The following is a 14,816-nucleotide window of genomic DNA, read 5'->3' as shown; positions in this document are numbered from 1 at the left end:
AGGGGGTCCGGCCAAGCCATGGTCACCCACCGCCAGGAGCACACCGCCCACTGGATCCAGTACTTCGCGGAGCGCGGTCACGGAGACGCCCGGCCGCTCGCCGCGGGTGTCGAGGGCGCCGTCTACCGGCTCGGGGACGGGATCGTCGGCAAGGTGTGGAGCGGGCGGCGGCCGGTCGGGGTGGAGCTCATGCGGCGGGTCTACGAGGACATCGCGCGGGTGGCGCAGTCGTTGCCCTTCGCCACGCCGGAGATCCTCGACGTCGAGGAGCGCGAGGGCGTACTGGTCACCTACGAACGGGAGTTGGCCGGAGTCCCGTTGCGGGCCGACTCGGCGGTCGTGGCGCCGGGGCGGGAGTTGGCCGGGCGGGAGACCGACGCCCTGCTGACGGTGTTGCGCGGGCTGGCCGCCGTGCCCGGTACCGAGGCCATGCGGCGGCTCACCGTGCAGGGCGACGACCGGCCGCTCTGGGAAGGTCACGCCCGCTTTCCCGACGCGCTCGCCGACCTCGTCCGGCGTGCCGTCCATCGCCATGGTGACCTGCTCGCCGCTCACGTCCCCGACCTCGCGGGCATCGTGCGCCGGACCGTGGACGCCCTGCGGGCACTGCCGGAGGGCGGCCCGGTCAGTGTCGTGCACGGTGATCTCGTGCCGCCCAACATCCACGTCGACGACACGGGCGCCCCTACGGCCGTACTCGACTTCGGGTTCTTCACCACCGCCGGTGACCCGGCCTTCGAGGCCGCCGTGGCAGCCGCCGTGTGGGACATGTACGGGCCGTACGCGGAGCCGCACACCGTCGCCCTCACCCGGCTGTTCGCGGCGGAGTTCGGGTACGCGCCGGACACGCTCGTCCTCTATCAGCGTGCCTATGCGCTGGCGACCTACGACCTGTTCGCCTCGGGCTCGGACGGCGGTGACGGGCATTTCCGTTGGTGCGCAGGGCTGTTGAGGCGTGGGGCGCTCACGCGGCCGCGCTGAACGCGGGTGCTGCCACGGTCGGCCGTACCGCGATCGCGACCGGAGCCGAGGCGCCGCGGTCGGCGAAGACGAACAGGCGGAGGACCAGGAAGCGGCCGATGCCGGCGAGGCCGGAGGCGCTGAGGTAGACGAGCTGTTCGGTGAGCATCGTGGGGGAGGACTGGACGGTGTGGAGGATGAGGATCGCCGCGGACGTCGCCGCGTAGGCCGCCGTGGCCGAACCCGCCGACTGCCAGTGCTCGCGCAGGCCGGGACGACGGCCGGTGCTGAAGGTGAACAGGGCGTGCAACTCGGTGCAGAGGACGGTCGAGGCGACCGTGATCAGCGCGTTCGCCGCCGCCCACGGCATCAGCGCGGCCAGCAGCGGTACCGCCGCGCTGGACAGCACCCCGACCCCGCCGCCGCACACCACGAACCTGACGAACGATGCGAACGCGCCGGGCTTCATGGGATTTCCCTCCGTACGGCGGCCGTTGGGCCTGCGCCGGATCTCTGTCCCCGGCTGTGGTCAACGATGTCGTCGTACGGCTCCGGGCACGATGGAGTGGTCTCCCGGACGGTTGGTGGAGTGGGCTGTACCTACGGGGTCGGGTTTACCGTTCCTGATCAGTGAGCGGGAGTGAGTGTTGGGCCCACTGCCCGGCACTGCGTGCATCCCGAACGGTTTTGGATGCGCTGGTCTCCCGCGTTCCCTTTTGGTGACCCGGTCGGCGGCGTGCATCGTGTGCACGCTCCGTGACGGGTGGGCGGGTTTCCTCACGCCCTCGGGCACATGGTCCGGCCTGGACGGTCCGATGCCCGCGACGATCACTCTGGTCGTCGCGGGGCGGTGCCGTCCGTCGCCGGATCGGGTGACCGAGGGCGCGTCGCCCGATCGCGATACCTGCGGCATCGTGACGGGACATCTTGCGGCGTGAGGTGGTCAGCGGCTTGCGCCAGTGCTGGCCGCCCCACATGGAGGTGTAGGCCGGGTCCACGGCCACGATGGACAGGTCCATCTCTGCGGCCATCGAGACGAGGCGGGCGTTGAGCTTGCCGGTGGGGATGCCGGAGATGAGCTGCCGGAACCTTTTGCGCCGGCCGTGCTTCTCGCGGGTCTTCTCGGCGGTGAAGTCAAGGTCCTCGATCGCGATGGCGGCGACACCGCAGGCCTTGGCCCAGTGCAGGACTTGGGTGATGGCGTGCCGGATCTGCGCGTCGCGATGCGGGGCGGTGCCCGACAGGTCGTAGAAGAACTGCTTGGGGTCGCCGACCGGGTTGCCGTGCGGGTCGAGCCGGTAGGCGGCGAAGTGGTCGGCGTTGGTGTCCACGCCGATCATGCCCTTGGCCCGTGCGGTCTCCAGCGGGACCGTCTGGACGACGGGGCGTTGCCAGGACGCGGTGAGGTACCAGCGGTCGCGTTCCACGTCGACGTGGATGCGGTAGGCCACCGCCCGATTCGCCGAGATGCGGTCGGTCCACTCCTGGCCCCGGTGCGCGAACGCGATCTTCGAGGCCAGGGCATACCGGCCGTGCTTGTCGTTCGCCAGGTGCGCGAGCGGCGCGGGCAGCTTGAGGGAGACCTCGCCGTCCGGGGTGATGCGGATCGTCTCGTTCCCGAACCGCTTCCCGGACTCGCCGTCGGCGGCGAGGAACCAGCGCTCCGCTTCCCAGTGTTTGCGCCACTCGGCCTCGGTGAGCTGGGCCGCTTGGAGGTTGTGCCGGGTGTTCAGCAGCTTCCGGCCGCCGCGCACGACGTGCACGACACCGGCTTCACGCTCAGCACGGGCGGTGTCGAGGCGGTGCTGGAGAACCTGCAGACGCCGCGACTTCTGGAACCACTCGGCCTTGGAACGGTAGCCGCCCGCAGCGCGTTTGGTGCCCTTCTCCCCGAGCGGGAGGGACAGGCGGTGCATCAGCGTGCGCACGCCGGCCTCAAGGCCTTGGATGTGCGCGAGCTGGCAGTGGCGCGAGAGCGCCCACTGATCGTGGCTGGCCTTCGTGATCGACCCGGCCCACCGGGACGACGAGGCGGCCGTCAGGCCCTGCTTACGGGCCGCCCACGTATCGGTGGAGTGGCCGCCCGCGTCCAGGCAGCGGGCCGCCAGGTCGCGGGATGCCAGGGAGCCGAGATGCTCGCCGACCAGGCGCAGCACCTTCTCGTCCTCGGGTGTGAGGTGCTTGAGGCGGTCGCGTATCGCGACACCGGACGGACCGAGGGCGACGAACGGCGCGTCGATCGAACGCGGCTGCTTCTTCGGCTCAGTCATCGGCGGCAGCCGCCTCAAGAGCCTTCTTCGCCCGGTTCTTCGCGGACGGGCGCCCGTACAGGCGGGCACAGAACGAGGTCAGGACATCCACGATGTCCTGCACCAGGTCGTCATCGGCTTCGCCTTCGTCCAGGACGACCAGGCGGCGTCCGGTCGCGGACAGTGCGGCCTCGACCAACTCGACGTTCATCCGGCCGAGCCGGTCTTTGTGCTCCACCACCACGGTGGTCACCGCCGGGTCGGCCAGCATGCGACGGGCCTTCGTACGGCCGCCGTTCACACCCGAGGCGATCTCGGATTCGATCCGCACCACCCGGTGACCGGCCTCAGCCGCCCACTCCGACAGCCGGGCCGCCTGACGTTCCAGGTCGGCCTTCTGGCCGTGGGAGGAAACACGGGCATACAGACCCACACCACCAGTCACAGCCGGTGACGAGTTCGCCTCGATGTTCACCAAGATCGTGCGCGGCCCCACACGCTCGGCGGGGACCGGCAACGTGCCCTCGCGGAACCAGCGGTACGCGGTATGCGGATGCACACCGTTCGCTTTCGCCCACTCCTTGAGGTTCATACAGCGATCGTAACGCCCACTCAAAGGCGCCAATACACACTAGAGTTCACCTAATCTGGAGCAGTTCACTACCCCCTGTCCTGCTTTTCCCGCGCCCGGAGTTCCTCCATGTAGCCCTGCGCCAGCGCCGACGTCCGCGTGAACCAGTCGTTCAGTACGGCGATCTCGGCGGGGGAGTACTCGGCGAACTGGGCGTCGAGGCGCTCGTAGTAGGGGCCGTAGAGGGCGACGACCCGGGTCACCGCCGCCGGTACCGGGGCCACGCGGACGCGGCGGCGGTCGGTCGGGTCGGGGGCGCGGGTGATGAAACCGGCGCGCTCCAGGCGGTTGAGGATGCCGGTCACCGCGCCCGTCGTGACGTGGACGTGTGCGGCGAGGTCGCCCGCGGTGAGGAGGTGCTCGCCGGACTTGATGACGTAGGCGAAACAGACGAGATCGGTGACGTTCAGGCCCAGCCGCTCGGCCATTTCCTGCTGGCCGAGCTGGGCGGTGGCGATGAGGTTGTCCATCGCGTCCAGCGCCTGGGCCGGGGTGGCGGCGGGGCGAGGCTTGGCGTGCATGGTTATTGCCTTAGCTGGTGAGGGGTTTCTAGTCTAAACTTCTTAGCAAGTGAGGTAATAAGGTCGGAGATCTGCTGAGGGAGGCCGCACATGAGCGCACATCAGTATGACGAGGGGCATACGGTCGCGGGTTGGACCGGAGTCGGTATCGCGACCGTCGGTACGACCGTCGCCGGGGTGGGAGTGTGCGTGGTCTCCGCCCCGCTGATCGGCGGCGGGCTGGGGATCGTCGCGGTGAGCGTGCTGGTCACCTGGGCGCTCCATCTCACCGGGTGGGGCAAGCCGCCCGGGCGGCGGGACCGGGCGCAGTGGGGGATGCGGGTGCGGGATCCGCTGGCGCGCGCGGGGCATGCCGGGTGTGTCGGGTGTCGGTTGGCGGGGCGGGGGCGGGCGGCGGAGGAGTACACGGCCGAGGAGCGCGCGGTCGCGTACCGGGAGTCGGCTCCGGTCGGTGAAACCGCGCGCTGACGCCGTTGTCAGTGCCGCCGTCTAATCTCGTGAGCGATGGCACAGACAGCACGGGGATCGCGGGCACCACAAACATCGCAGACATGGAAGTGCTCGGGGCTGCGGTGGGCGGCGGGTGCTCCTGAGCTGAAGTGGGACGGCGGGCGTGGGAGCCCGTTGCCCCGGGGGAAGCGGGTGGCCTTCGAGGTCGCGGAAGGGGGCGGGCGGACATGCGTGGGGGTGCGGGGGAATGCCTGTCCGGTGCGGGCTGCCGTGCCGGAGCGGAGTACGGGGGCGCGGTGCGAGGAGTGCGCGCGGTTGGACCGGGCGCACTCGGTGGCCGCCGACACGATCGCGGACGATCCGCGGCCGTACCACGTATATCTGGCCTGGTTCGGTCCCGGCCTGCTCAAGGTCGGCATCACCGCCGAAGAGCGCGGCTCGGCGCGGCTGCTTGAGCAGGGTGCCGTCTGCTTCAGCTGGCTCGGCCTCGGCCCGCTGATGGCGGCCCGCCGCTCGGAGGAGTTGCTGCGCGCCGCCCTCCGGGTGCCGGACCGGATTCCCTACGGCGAGAAGCGCGCCGTACGGTCCGCGTTGCCGGGGTCCGCCGAGGAGCGGGCCGCCGAGATCGCCGAGCTGCACGCACGGGCCCTCGCGCTGCGCGAATGGCCGGACTCGCTCCACCGCGAGCCGTACCGACCCGTGGACCACGTCGACGTCTTCGGCCTCGCGGGACTCCCGGCCGCCGTCGGTGAGGTGAGCGGGCTGGTCGCGGGCGGGGTGGTGAGCGGGGAGGTCGTCGCGGTGGCGGGACCGGACCTCCACCTCGCGACCGGGCGGGGGGTGGTCGTGCTGGACACGCGGCTGATGACGGGGTGGGAGCTGATCCCCGCCGGTTCCTCCGGGGGTGACAGGGGTGAGACGGGTGGATTCACCGTGCCGGTACGGGAGTTCAGGCGGGAGGCGCCGGTGGTGCAGGAGGGGTTGTTCTGAAGTCTTCTGACGTGCTGGCCAAGAGTCGCGGGTTCGAGTGTGCGCATGACTGAGAAGGAGGCGGAGTTGGAGGAGAGGCAGGAGCCGGCAGCCGAAGTGGCCGAAGTGGCCGAAGTGGCCGAAGTGGCCGAAGTCCGGGCGTTCTGGCGGCGGCTCGGGCTCCCCGGGCTCGTCGACGTGCACACCCACTTCATGCCCGAGCGGGTGCTGCGCAAGGTCTGGGACTACTTCGACGCGCTCGGGCCGGCGACCGGCGGAGCGCTGGAGTGGCCGATCACGTACCGGAAGGAGGAGGCGGAACGGGTCGCGCTGATAAGGGAGTTCGGAGTACGCGCTTTCACCGCCATGCTCTACCCGCACAAGCCCGGGATGGCCGAGTGGCTCAACGGCTGGGCCGTCGACTTCGCCGCGCGCACGCCCGACTGTCTGCACACCTCGACCCTCTTCCCGGAGCCGGGAGTCGAGGACTACGTGCGGCGAGCCCTCGATGCCGGCGCGCGGGTGTTCAAGGCGCATGTGCAGGTGGGTGCGTACGACCCGGCCGATGAACTCCTCGACCCGGCTTGGGGGTTGCTCGCCGAGAGCGGGACGCCCGTCGTCATCCACTGCGGGTCGGGTCCCGCACCCGGCAAGCACACCGGACCCGAGCCGATCGCACGGGTACTGGCCCGCCACCCCCGGCTGCGACTAGTCCTCGCGCACATGGGGATGCCGGAGTACGAGGACTTCCTGGACCTGGCCGAACGGTACGGGGAGGTGCGGCTGGACACGACGATGGCGTTCACCGACTTCAGCGAACGCTTCGCGCCCTTCCCGCCCCGCGCACTCCCCCGGCTGGCCGCGCTCGGCGACCGCGTGCTCCTGGGCAGCGACTTCCCGAACATTCCGTATCCGTATGTTCACCAGCTGCACGCCCTGGAGCGGCTGGACCTGGGGGAGGACTGGCTGCGGGCGGTCTGCCATGACAACGGGGCGCGGCTGTTCGGACCGTGAGGGGGAGCTGAGAGTACGGCCGGTATGGGGAATGCGGGGAGAGTGTGCGAATGGAGGGGAGGGGGAGGCGGTTGTGCAGGGCGCGCACGGCTTCATGACCTCCGGATGAGCGTTGGGCAAGCGCTTCCAAGGTGTTCCCTGAGAGGCGCCTGTGCATTTCTCAGGAAAATCACAGACTCCGGAAAGCGTGTTCTTAGGGGACCCCGACAAGGTGTCCACTATGACCACGACCTCGCCCCAGGGGCGCACCGAACTGCTGAGGCCGGACGGGAGCCCCGTCCGAGTGCTTGTGGTGGACGACGAGCTGTCGATCACCGAGCTGCTGTCCATGGCCCTCCGATACGAGGGCTGGCAGATCAGAAGCGCGGGTGACGGAACCGGCGCGATCCAGACCGCGCGCGAGTTCCGGCCCGACGCCGTCGTCCTCGACATGATGCTGCCGGACATGGACGGCCTGACCGTTCTCGGTCGGATGCGCAGAGAGCTGCCGGATGTCCCGGTGCTGTTCCTGACGGCGAAGGACGCCGTCGAGGACCGTATCGCCGGGCTCACCGCCGGTGGCGACGACTACGTCACCAAGCCGTTCAGCCTCGAAGAGGTCGTCGCCCGGCTGCGTGGACTGATCCGCCGCTCCGGTGCCGCCGACCGCCGCTCGGACTCCGTGCTGGTCGTGGGTGACCTCACCCTCGACGAGGACAGCCACGAGGTGTCGCGGGCCGGTGAGGGCATCCACCTCACCGCGACCGAGTTTGAGCTGTTGCGCTTCCTGATGCGTAATCCCCGGCGTGTACTCAGCAAGGCGCAGATCCTCGACCGTGTGTGGTCGTACGACTTCGGTGGGCAGGCCAATGTGGTCGAGCTCTACATCTCGTACCTCCGCCGGAAGATCGACGCGGGACGTGAGCCGATGATCCACACCCGGCGCGGTGCCGGTTACCTGATCAAGCCCGCGGCCTCATGAGCGGGCGACGACGGCCGCGTGCGCAGAAGAAACGAGCGGGTAAGCCGCGCACCCTGCGGACCCGGCTCGTCGTCGCGTCCGTGACGCTGATCGCGGTGGTGTGCGCGGTGATCGGGACCGTGACGACTGTCGCGTTGCAGTCCCACCTGTACGACCAGCTCAGGGGCAAGGTGACCGACACGGCCATCCGTGCGGTGGGTCACGGTCCGCAGGGCAATCCGGATGCCGGACCTCTGGTGAACCCGAACGGCTCGTCCTCCACTTCCTCGGCCCCTTCGTCCACCTCCACCTCTACCAAGACTGACGATCCCGTTCCCCCCCAGACGCCGGCCAACAAGGTCAAGAGGGTCCTCACCAGCAGTGGTCCGTCGCAGGAGAAGGCCGTCGCCGCCTATGTGAAGAAGGGCGCGATCGTCACCGCGTCCTACAGCCTGCCGAAGACCGACAGTTCCGGCGTGGGCAACGGGATGGCCACCCCGGCTCTCAACACGGCGCAGAAGCAGGCCCTCGCGTCCGTGTCGAAGGACGGCAATTCGCACACCGTGACCATCCCGGGTCTCGGGGACTACCTGGTCAAGTACGCCTCGGTCCCCGACAACAAGACCGAGGGCTTCTACGTCGCCCTGCCGACCACGGACGTCGACAACACCGTCAACACCCTCATCCTCGTCGAGCTCAGCGTCACCGCCGCCGGCCTGGTTGCCGCCGGTATCGCGGGCTACGTACTGGTCGGCATCGCCACCCGCCCCCTCCGCCGCGTGGCCTCCACCGCCACCCGGGTCTCCGAACTCCCGCTCCACACCGGCGAGGTCACCCTCAACGAACGTGTCCCCGAGTCCGAGACCGACCCGTACACCGAGGTCGGCCAGGTCGGAGCCGCGCTCAACCGGATGCTCGACCACGTCCACGGCGCCCTGCATGCAAGACAGCAGAGCGAGATGCGGGTACGGCAGTTCGTCGCGGACGCCAGTCATGAGCTGCGGACGCCCCTCGCCTCCATCCGCGGTTACGCGGAGCTGACCCGGCGGGGGCGCGAACAGACCGGGCCCGACACCAAGCACGCCCTGGGAAGAATCGAGTCCGAGGCGGGCCGTATGACCCTCCTCGTCGAGGATCTGCTGCTCCTCGCCCGGCTCGACGCGGGCAGACCGCTGCAGTTCGACCAGACCGACCTCATCCCGCTCGTCGTGGACACCATCAGCGACTCGCGCGCGGCCGGCATGGACCACAACTGGCGGCTCGACCTGCCCGACGAACCGGCCCTCGTGTCGGCGGACGCGGCCCGTATCCAGCAGGTGCTCATCAACCTGCTGGGCAACGCCCGCAAGCACACACCGCCCGGTACGACGATCACCGCACGCGTACAGCGGCGCGGGCCGTGGATGTGCGTGGACGTCGAGGACAACGGCCAGGGCATCCCGCCCGATTTGCTGCCGCATGTCTTCGAGCGGTTCGCACGCGGCGACTCGGCGCGTTCCCGCTCCACGGGATCGACGGGTCTGGGCCTCGCCATCGTGCAGGCGGTCGCCACCGCACACGGCGGAGCCGTCACCGTGGACAGCGTTCCCGGACGCACTGTGTTCACCGTGCATCTGCCCGCGCTGGCACCCGCTGTGCCCATGCCCGCCCCCGAAACGAATTGGCAATCGCACTCACAGGCACAGCACAGTGCCACCACATGGGTGCAACAGGGCGCTTGAGGAGAGTCGGTTCCATGCGAACCGACACTTCTCCCGGCACCCTGCCGGCGCGGGAGCACCTCCCGGCCGGAGACGCCGGTACGCCTGTCCTGGACGTAGTGATCCCCGTCTACAACGAGGAGAAGGACCTCCAGCCATGTGTGCTCAGACTGCACGAGCACCTCAAGCGCACGTTCCCGTACGCGTTCCGCATCACCATCGCGGACAACGCGTCGATCGACACCACCCCTCAGGTGGCCGCGCGGCTGGAGTCGGACATCCCGGAGGTCACATCGTTCCGGCTGGAGCAGAAGGGGCGCGGTCGAGCACTGCGCACCGTCTGGTCCGCCTCGGACGCGCCGATCCTCGCCTACATGGACGTCGACCTCTCCACCGACCTCAACGCGCTGCTCCCCCTGGTGGCGCCGCTGATCTCCGGTCACTCCGACCTGGCGATCGGATCCCGGCTGGCCCGCTCGTCGCGTGTCGTGCGTGGCGCCAAGCGCGAGTTCATCAGCCGGACCTACAACCTGATCCTGCGCGGCTCGCTGCAGGCCCGCTTCTCCGACGCCCAGTGCGGATTCAAGGCGATCCGGCGTGATGTGGCCCAGGCGCTGCTGCCGCTCGTCGAGGACACCGGCTGGTTCTTCGACACCGAGATGCTGGTGCTGGCCGAACGTGCCGGACTCCGTATCCACGAGGTGCCGGTCGACTGGGTCGACGACCCGAACTCGACCGTCCACATCGTCAAGACGGCGACCGAGGACCTGAAGGGAGTGTGGCGCGTGGGCAAGGCCCTGGCCTCCGGTTCGCTGCCGCTCGACCGCGTCACGCGGCCCTTCGGCGACGACCCGCGCGACCGCGACATCCAGGACGTGCCCAAGGGGCTGGCCCGCCAGCTCGTCGGGTTCTGCGTGGTCGGCGGTCTCTCCACCCTCTTCTACCTGGTCCTCTACAGCCTCTTCCGGCAGTTCGGCGGCTCCCAGGTCGCCAACGCGCTCGCCCTGCTGGTCTCGGCGGTCGCCAACACCGCCGCCAACCGCAGACTGACCTTCGGGGTCCGCGGCCGGGGCGGCGCCGTCCGCCACCAGGCGCAGGGCCTGGTCGTCTTCGCCATCGGCCTCGCGCTGACCAGTGGTTCGCTCGCCGCCCTGAACGCGGCCAGCAGCAACCCGGCGCACTCCACCGAACTCGCGGTCCTGGTGGCCGCCAACCTCGCCGCGACCGTCCTGCGCTTTCTGCTCTTCCGCGCCTGGGTGTTCCCGGACCGCGGCGACAGCGCCGAGGAGTCGACGGTCGTAGCCCTCAACACCCCTTCGTCGCCCACCTATTCGACGGCGACGCAGTACCCGCACAACCCCCAGAACCCGCAGTACCCCGGTTCGTACGCCCCGCTGCCCCAGCGGCAGCAGCCCCAGGCCCACCAGGGGTCGTACGACACCACCACCCAGTTCCGCGCCGGTGAAGCCGCGGACGGCACCTGGAGGGACGCGACGATGCAGTTGCAGCCGGTGCGTCCCCACGACACCGATCCGAGGGATCCCCGATGACCACCGACACCGATCAGACGACCTATCCGGGAGGAGGCAGCCCCTCGTCCTGGGGGCCGCCTACCGGTGACAGCGACACCGGCAGAGATACGGCCGTGGCCGAGCCGGTGACGACCGAGGACACCCTGGCCCCCCAGGCGGGTGAGCCCAAGCAGCCGCTCGGGCGCCGCCTGTGGCGTGGCCGGCCCGAGGACCCGCGCTGGGCGCGCCCCGCCTTCTGGGGCATGCTGCTGGCGACGGCGCTGCTCTACCTCTACAACCTGAGCGCGTCCGGCTACTCCAACTCCTTCTACTCGGCGGCCGTTCAGGCCGGCAGCAAGAGCTGGAAGGCGTTCCTGTTCGGCTCGCTCGACGCGGGCAACGCGATCACCGTCGACAAGCCCTCGGCCTTCCTGTGGCCGATGGAGATCTCGGTCCGCATCTTCGGCCTGAACTCGTGGGCGATCCTGGTCCCCGAGGTCCTCATGGGCGTCGGCACGGTCGCGGTCGTCTACGCGGCGGTACGCCGCCGGCACAGCCCCCAGGCCGGTCTGATCGCGGGCGCCGTACTGGCGCTCACCCCGGTCGCCGCGCTGATGTTCCGCTTCAACAACCCTGACGCGGCACTGGCGTTGCTCATGGCGACCGCCTGCTATCTCGTCGTCCGGGCCCTGGAGGACGGCCGCACCAAGTGGCTGGTCTGGGCCGGAGTCGCGATCGGCTTCGCGTTCCTCTCCAAGACCCTCCAGGCCTTCCTGATCCTGCCGCCGCTGGCCATCGTCTACGCGGTCTGCGCGCCGGTGAGCGTGAAGAAGAGGTTCGCCCAACTGGGCCTGGCCACCGGCGCGTTGGTCGTCGCGGCCGGCTGGTGGGTCGCGCTCGTCGAGCTGTGGCCGGCGTCTTCGCGCCCCTACATCGGCGGCTCGCAGAACAACAGCTTCCTTGAACTGACCTTCGGCTACAACGGGTTCGGCCGCCTCAGCGGCGACGAGACCGGCAGCGTCGGAGGCGGCGGTGGCGGCACCGGCACCGGCATGTGGGGTGCCACCGGCTGGAGCCGGATGTTCAACGACGAGATCGGCAGCCAGATCTCCTGGCTGCTGCCCACCGCGCTGATCCTCCTGGTCGCGGGCCTGGTGGCCACGCGCAAGCTCAACCGCACCTCCGTCAGGCGCAGTTCGATGCTCGTGTGGGGCGGCTCGCTGGTGACGACCCTGGTCGTCTTCAGCTACATGGCCGGCATCTTCCACCAGTACTACACGATCGCCCTGGCCCCCTACATGGCCGCGGTCATCGGCATCGGCGCCGGCTCCCTCTGGGAGAAGCGCAGCGAGATCTGGGCATCAATCACCCTCGCGGCAGCGGTAGTTGCCGCAGGCGTCTGGGGCTACGTCCTCCTCAACCGCACCCCCGACTACCTGCCCTGGCTCAAGTGGCTGGTCCTCCTCGGCTCTCTGGCGGGCGCGCTCGGCCTCATCTTCGTAGCGAAGATCGGCCGCCAACTCGCCCTCGCGGCAGTCGGCTTGAGCATCGTGGCGGGCCTCGCGGGCCCGGCGGCGTACACCCTCTCCACGGTCGACTCCGCACACACCGGCTCCATCCCGACGGCCGGTCCGGCCGGCGCGAGCATGATGGGCGGCGGCGGTCCGGGTGGCGGCGGCGGTCGCGGCGGCTTCGGCGGCGGCAACCGCACCGGCGGCACGGGCACCATGCCCGGCCAGCAGGGCGGCAACGGCGGCACCACCCAGAACCAGGGCGGCGGCTTCCCCGGCGGCGGCACGGGCACAGCACCCGGCGGCGGCACCGGCACCACCCCCGGTGGCGGCGGCACCACGCAGAACCAGGGCGGCGGCTTCGGCGGTCGGACGGGCGGCGACGGCGGCATGGGCGGCGGCGGTGGCGTCGGCGGCCTGCTCAACGGCGCGACGGTCACCTCGGCGGCCAAGAAGCTGCTCCAGACGGACGCGAGCAAGTACACCTGGGTCGCCGCGTCCATCGGCTCCCAGAACGCCGCGAGCTACCAACTCGCCACCGGCGACCCGGTGATGGCGATCGGCGGCTTCAACGGCACCGACCCGTCGCCGACGCTGGCCCAGTTCCAGAAGTACGTGGCGGACGGCAAGATCCACTACTTCATCTCGGGCGGCACCGGAATGGGCGGCAGCAGCACGGGCAGCTCCTCGCAGATCTCCTCGTGGGTCGAGAAGAACTACAAGAAGGTGACGGTCGGTTCGGCCACCTTCTACGACCTGACGCAGAAGACGAGCAGCTGACAGTTCTCCACTGAGCAGAGGCGGTGACCATACGGTCACCGCCTCTCTTCGTATCTCCGTTGTACGCCGTATAGGAACTGTTCTACGGTGTACAGCATGCCGACCTCCTACCCGAAGCGCTGGATCGTCCTCGGAGTCATCTGCCTGGCCCAGCTCACCGTGCTGCTCGACAACACCGTGCTGAACGTCGCGATCCCCTCGCTCACCCGCGAACTGGACGCGAGCACCGCGGACATCCAGTGGATGATCAACGCGTACTCGCTGGTGCAGTCCGGACTCCTCCTCACCGCGGGCAGCGCGGCCGACCGCTACGGCCGTAAGAAGATGCTGATCGTGGGTCTCGTGCTGTTCGGTGCCGGCTCGCTGGTGGCCGGACTCGCCCAGTCCACCGGGCAGTTGATCGCCGCGCGGGCCGGTATGGGCGTGGGCGGCGCGCTGCTCATCACGACCACCCTCGCCGTGGTGATGCAGATCTTCACCCCCGAGGAACAGCCGAGGGCGATCGGCATCTGGGCCGCGGTCAACGCCCTCGGCTTCGCGACGGGCCCGCTCCTCGGCGGCTTCATGCTGAACCACTTCTGGTGGGGCGCGATCTTCCTGATCAACATCCCGGTCGCGGCACTCGCGCTGGTAGCGGCGGTGGCCCTCGTCCCCGAGTCGAAGAACCCACGCGGCGACCGCCCCGACCTCCTGGGCGCCCTGCTCTCGACCATCGGCATGGCCGCGCTGGTCTACGCGATCATCTCCGGGCCCGCGCACGGCTGGACGTCCGGCCGGGTGCTGCTGACGGTGGCGGTGGCGGTCGTGGTCCTCACGGCCTTCGCGTACTGGGAGAACCGTGTCCCGTACCCCATGCTCGACCTGGACTTCTTCCGCGACCGCCGCTTCACGGGCGCGGTCACCGGGGTCGTCCTGATCACCTTCGGCATGGCCGGCTCCCTCTTCCTCCTCACCCAACACCTCCAATTCGTCCTCGGCTACGGCCCGTTGGAGGCGGGTGTCCGTACGGCGCCGCTCGCGTTGGTGATCGTCGCGCTCAACTTCTCGGGGGTGGCGGCGAAGTGGACGGCGCGGCTCGGCGCTCCGCGGGCCATCGGGCTGGGGATGGTGTCGATGTCGGCGGGGTTGGTGTCGATCGCGTCGCTCGCGTCCGGTGGGTATGCGGGGACGGTGGTGGGGCTGGTGTTGATCGGGGCGGGGGCGGCGATCGCCAACCCGGCGATGGCTCACGCGATCATGAGTGCGATTCCGCCGGAGAAGGCGGGAGTTGGGGCTGGCGTCAACGGGACGTTGGGGGAGTTCGGGAACGGGTTGGGGGTGGCCGTTCTTGGTGCGGTGCTGAGTTCTCGGTTCGCGGCGGTGTCCCTGCCGGTCGGCTTGGCGGCGGCGTCGTCGGCTGAGGAGAGGAGGAAGGTGACCGATTCCTTCTCTTCCGCGCTGGAGGTCAGTCAGTTGGTGGGTGCGGTTGCTGTCTTGACCGGGGGGTTGCTTGCGGCGGCGTTGTTGTGGCGGGCGGAGCGGGCAGACTCGGGGGTGGTGGTCGCTCAGTAGTACGTGCGGGTGCGTTGTGGCTGGTCGCG

13 protein-coding genes are annotated in these 14,816 nt (G+C 69.8%); 9 read left to right on the top strand and 4 right to left on the bottom strand.

Annotated features, from left to right (window positions below):
- Window positions 1-18: 18 nt before the first annotated feature.
- Window positions 19-981, top strand: coding sequence for a phosphotransferase family protein (locus OG588_RS24465; protein ID WP_405949168.1), 963 nt, complete (start codon window positions 19-21; stop codon window positions 979-981).
- Here the strand turns inward: OG588_RS24465 and OG588_RS24460 are convergent.
- The 4 genes from OG588_RS24460 to OG588_RS24445 all read right to left on the bottom strand — a co-directional run bounded on the left by OG588_RS24460 (window position 965) and on the right by OG588_RS24445 (window position 4,361).
- On the bottom strand, window positions 965-1,429 hold the full coding sequence (locus tag OG588_RS24460) for a hypothetical protein (protein ID WP_019054934.1): 465 nt from the start codon (window positions 1,427-1,429) through the stop codon (window positions 965-967). The genes OG588_RS24465 and OG588_RS24460 overlap by 17 nt on opposite strands.
- A 145-nt stretch (window positions 1,430-1,574) precedes the next feature.
- Entirely contained in the window at window positions 1,575-3,230 is a 1,656-nt protein-coding gene (locus OG588_RS24455; RefSeq protein WP_405949167.1) for an IS200/IS605 family accessory protein TnpB-related protein, read from the bottom strand.
- On the bottom strand, window positions 3,223-3,801 hold the full coding sequence (locus OG588_RS24450) for an IS607 family transposase (protein ID WP_405949166.1): 579 nt from the start codon (window positions 3,799-3,801) through the stop codon (window positions 3,223-3,225). The genes OG588_RS24455 and OG588_RS24450 overlap by 8 nt, the downstream gene beginning before the upstream one ends.
- 68 nt (window positions 3,802-3,869) lie before the next feature.
- A complete protein-coding gene (locus OG588_RS24445) occupies window positions 3,870-4,361 on the bottom strand; it encodes a MarR family winged helix-turn-helix transcriptional regulator (protein WP_405949165.1) in 492 nt (163 codons plus the stop codon).
- Between the two features lie 90 nt (window positions 4,362-4,451).
- Between OG588_RS24445 and OG588_RS24440 the strand changes: the two genes are divergently transcribed.
- The 8 genes from OG588_RS24440 (at window position 4,452) to OG588_RS24405 (ending at window position 14,787) form a co-directional block, all read left to right on the top strand.
- Window positions 4,452-4,829: an HGxxPAAW family protein gene (locus OG588_RS24440; RefSeq protein ID WP_405949164.1), complete on the top strand. Its 378-nt coding sequence runs from the start codon at window positions 4,452-4,454 to the stop codon at window positions 4,827-4,829.
- 36 nt (window positions 4,830-4,865) lie between these two features.
- A complete protein-coding gene (locus OG588_RS24435; RefSeq protein WP_405949163.1) occupies window positions 4,866-5,801 on the top strand; it encodes a DUF2797 domain-containing protein in 936 nt (311 codons plus the stop codon).
- Window positions 5,802-5,846: 45 nt separating this feature from the next.
- The gene (locus tag OG588_RS24430; RefSeq protein WP_405949162.1) at window positions 5,847-6,794 is read left to right on the top strand and encodes an amidohydrolase family protein; all 948 of its coding nucleotides are present in this window, start codon (window positions 5,847-5,849) and stop codon (window positions 6,792-6,794) included.
- Between the two features lie 220 nt (window positions 6,795-7,014).
- Window positions 7,015-7,755: a response regulator transcription factor gene (locus OG588_RS24425; RefSeq protein ID WP_019054929.1), complete on the top strand. Its 741-nt coding sequence runs from the start codon at window positions 7,015-7,017 to the stop codon at window positions 7,753-7,755.
- The gene (locus OG588_RS24420; RefSeq protein WP_405949161.1) at window positions 7,752-9,455 is read left to right on the top strand and encodes a sensor histidine kinase; all 1,704 of its coding nucleotides are present in this window, start codon (window positions 7,752-7,754) and stop codon (window positions 9,453-9,455) included. The genes OG588_RS24425 and OG588_RS24420 overlap by 4 nt, the downstream gene beginning before the upstream one ends.
- Before the next feature lie 14 nt (window positions 9,456-9,469).
- Complete coding sequence (locus OG588_RS24415; protein WP_366096648.1) at window positions 9,470-10,984, top strand: bifunctional glycosyltransferase family 2/GtrA family protein; 1,515 nt, start codon at window positions 9,470-9,472, stop codon at window positions 10,982-10,984.
- Window positions 10,981-13,236 carry a glycosyltransferase family 39 protein gene (locus OG588_RS24410; RefSeq protein ID WP_405949160.1) on the top strand — a complete coding sequence of 752 codons (2,256 nt, stop codon included), beginning with the start codon at window positions 10,981-10,983 and terminating at the stop codon, window positions 13,234-13,236. Before OG588_RS24415 ends, OG588_RS24410 begins: the two co-directional genes overlap by 4 nt.
- A 96-nt stretch (window positions 13,237-13,332) precedes the next feature.
- Window positions 13,333-14,787, top strand: a complete 1,455-nt coding sequence (locus OG588_RS24405) for an MFS transporter (protein ID WP_405949159.1) — start codon at window positions 13,333-13,335, stop codon at window positions 14,785-14,787.
- Window positions 14,788-14,816: the final 29 nt, after the last annotated feature.

Source organism: Streptomyces prunicolor, from assembly GCF_045162825.1.
GTDB classification, from domain to species: domain Bacteria; phylum Actinomycetota; class Actinomycetes; order Streptomycetales; family Streptomycetaceae; genus Streptomyces; species Streptomyces prunicolor.
This window is presented reverse-complemented; position numbering and strand designations above follow the sequence as displayed.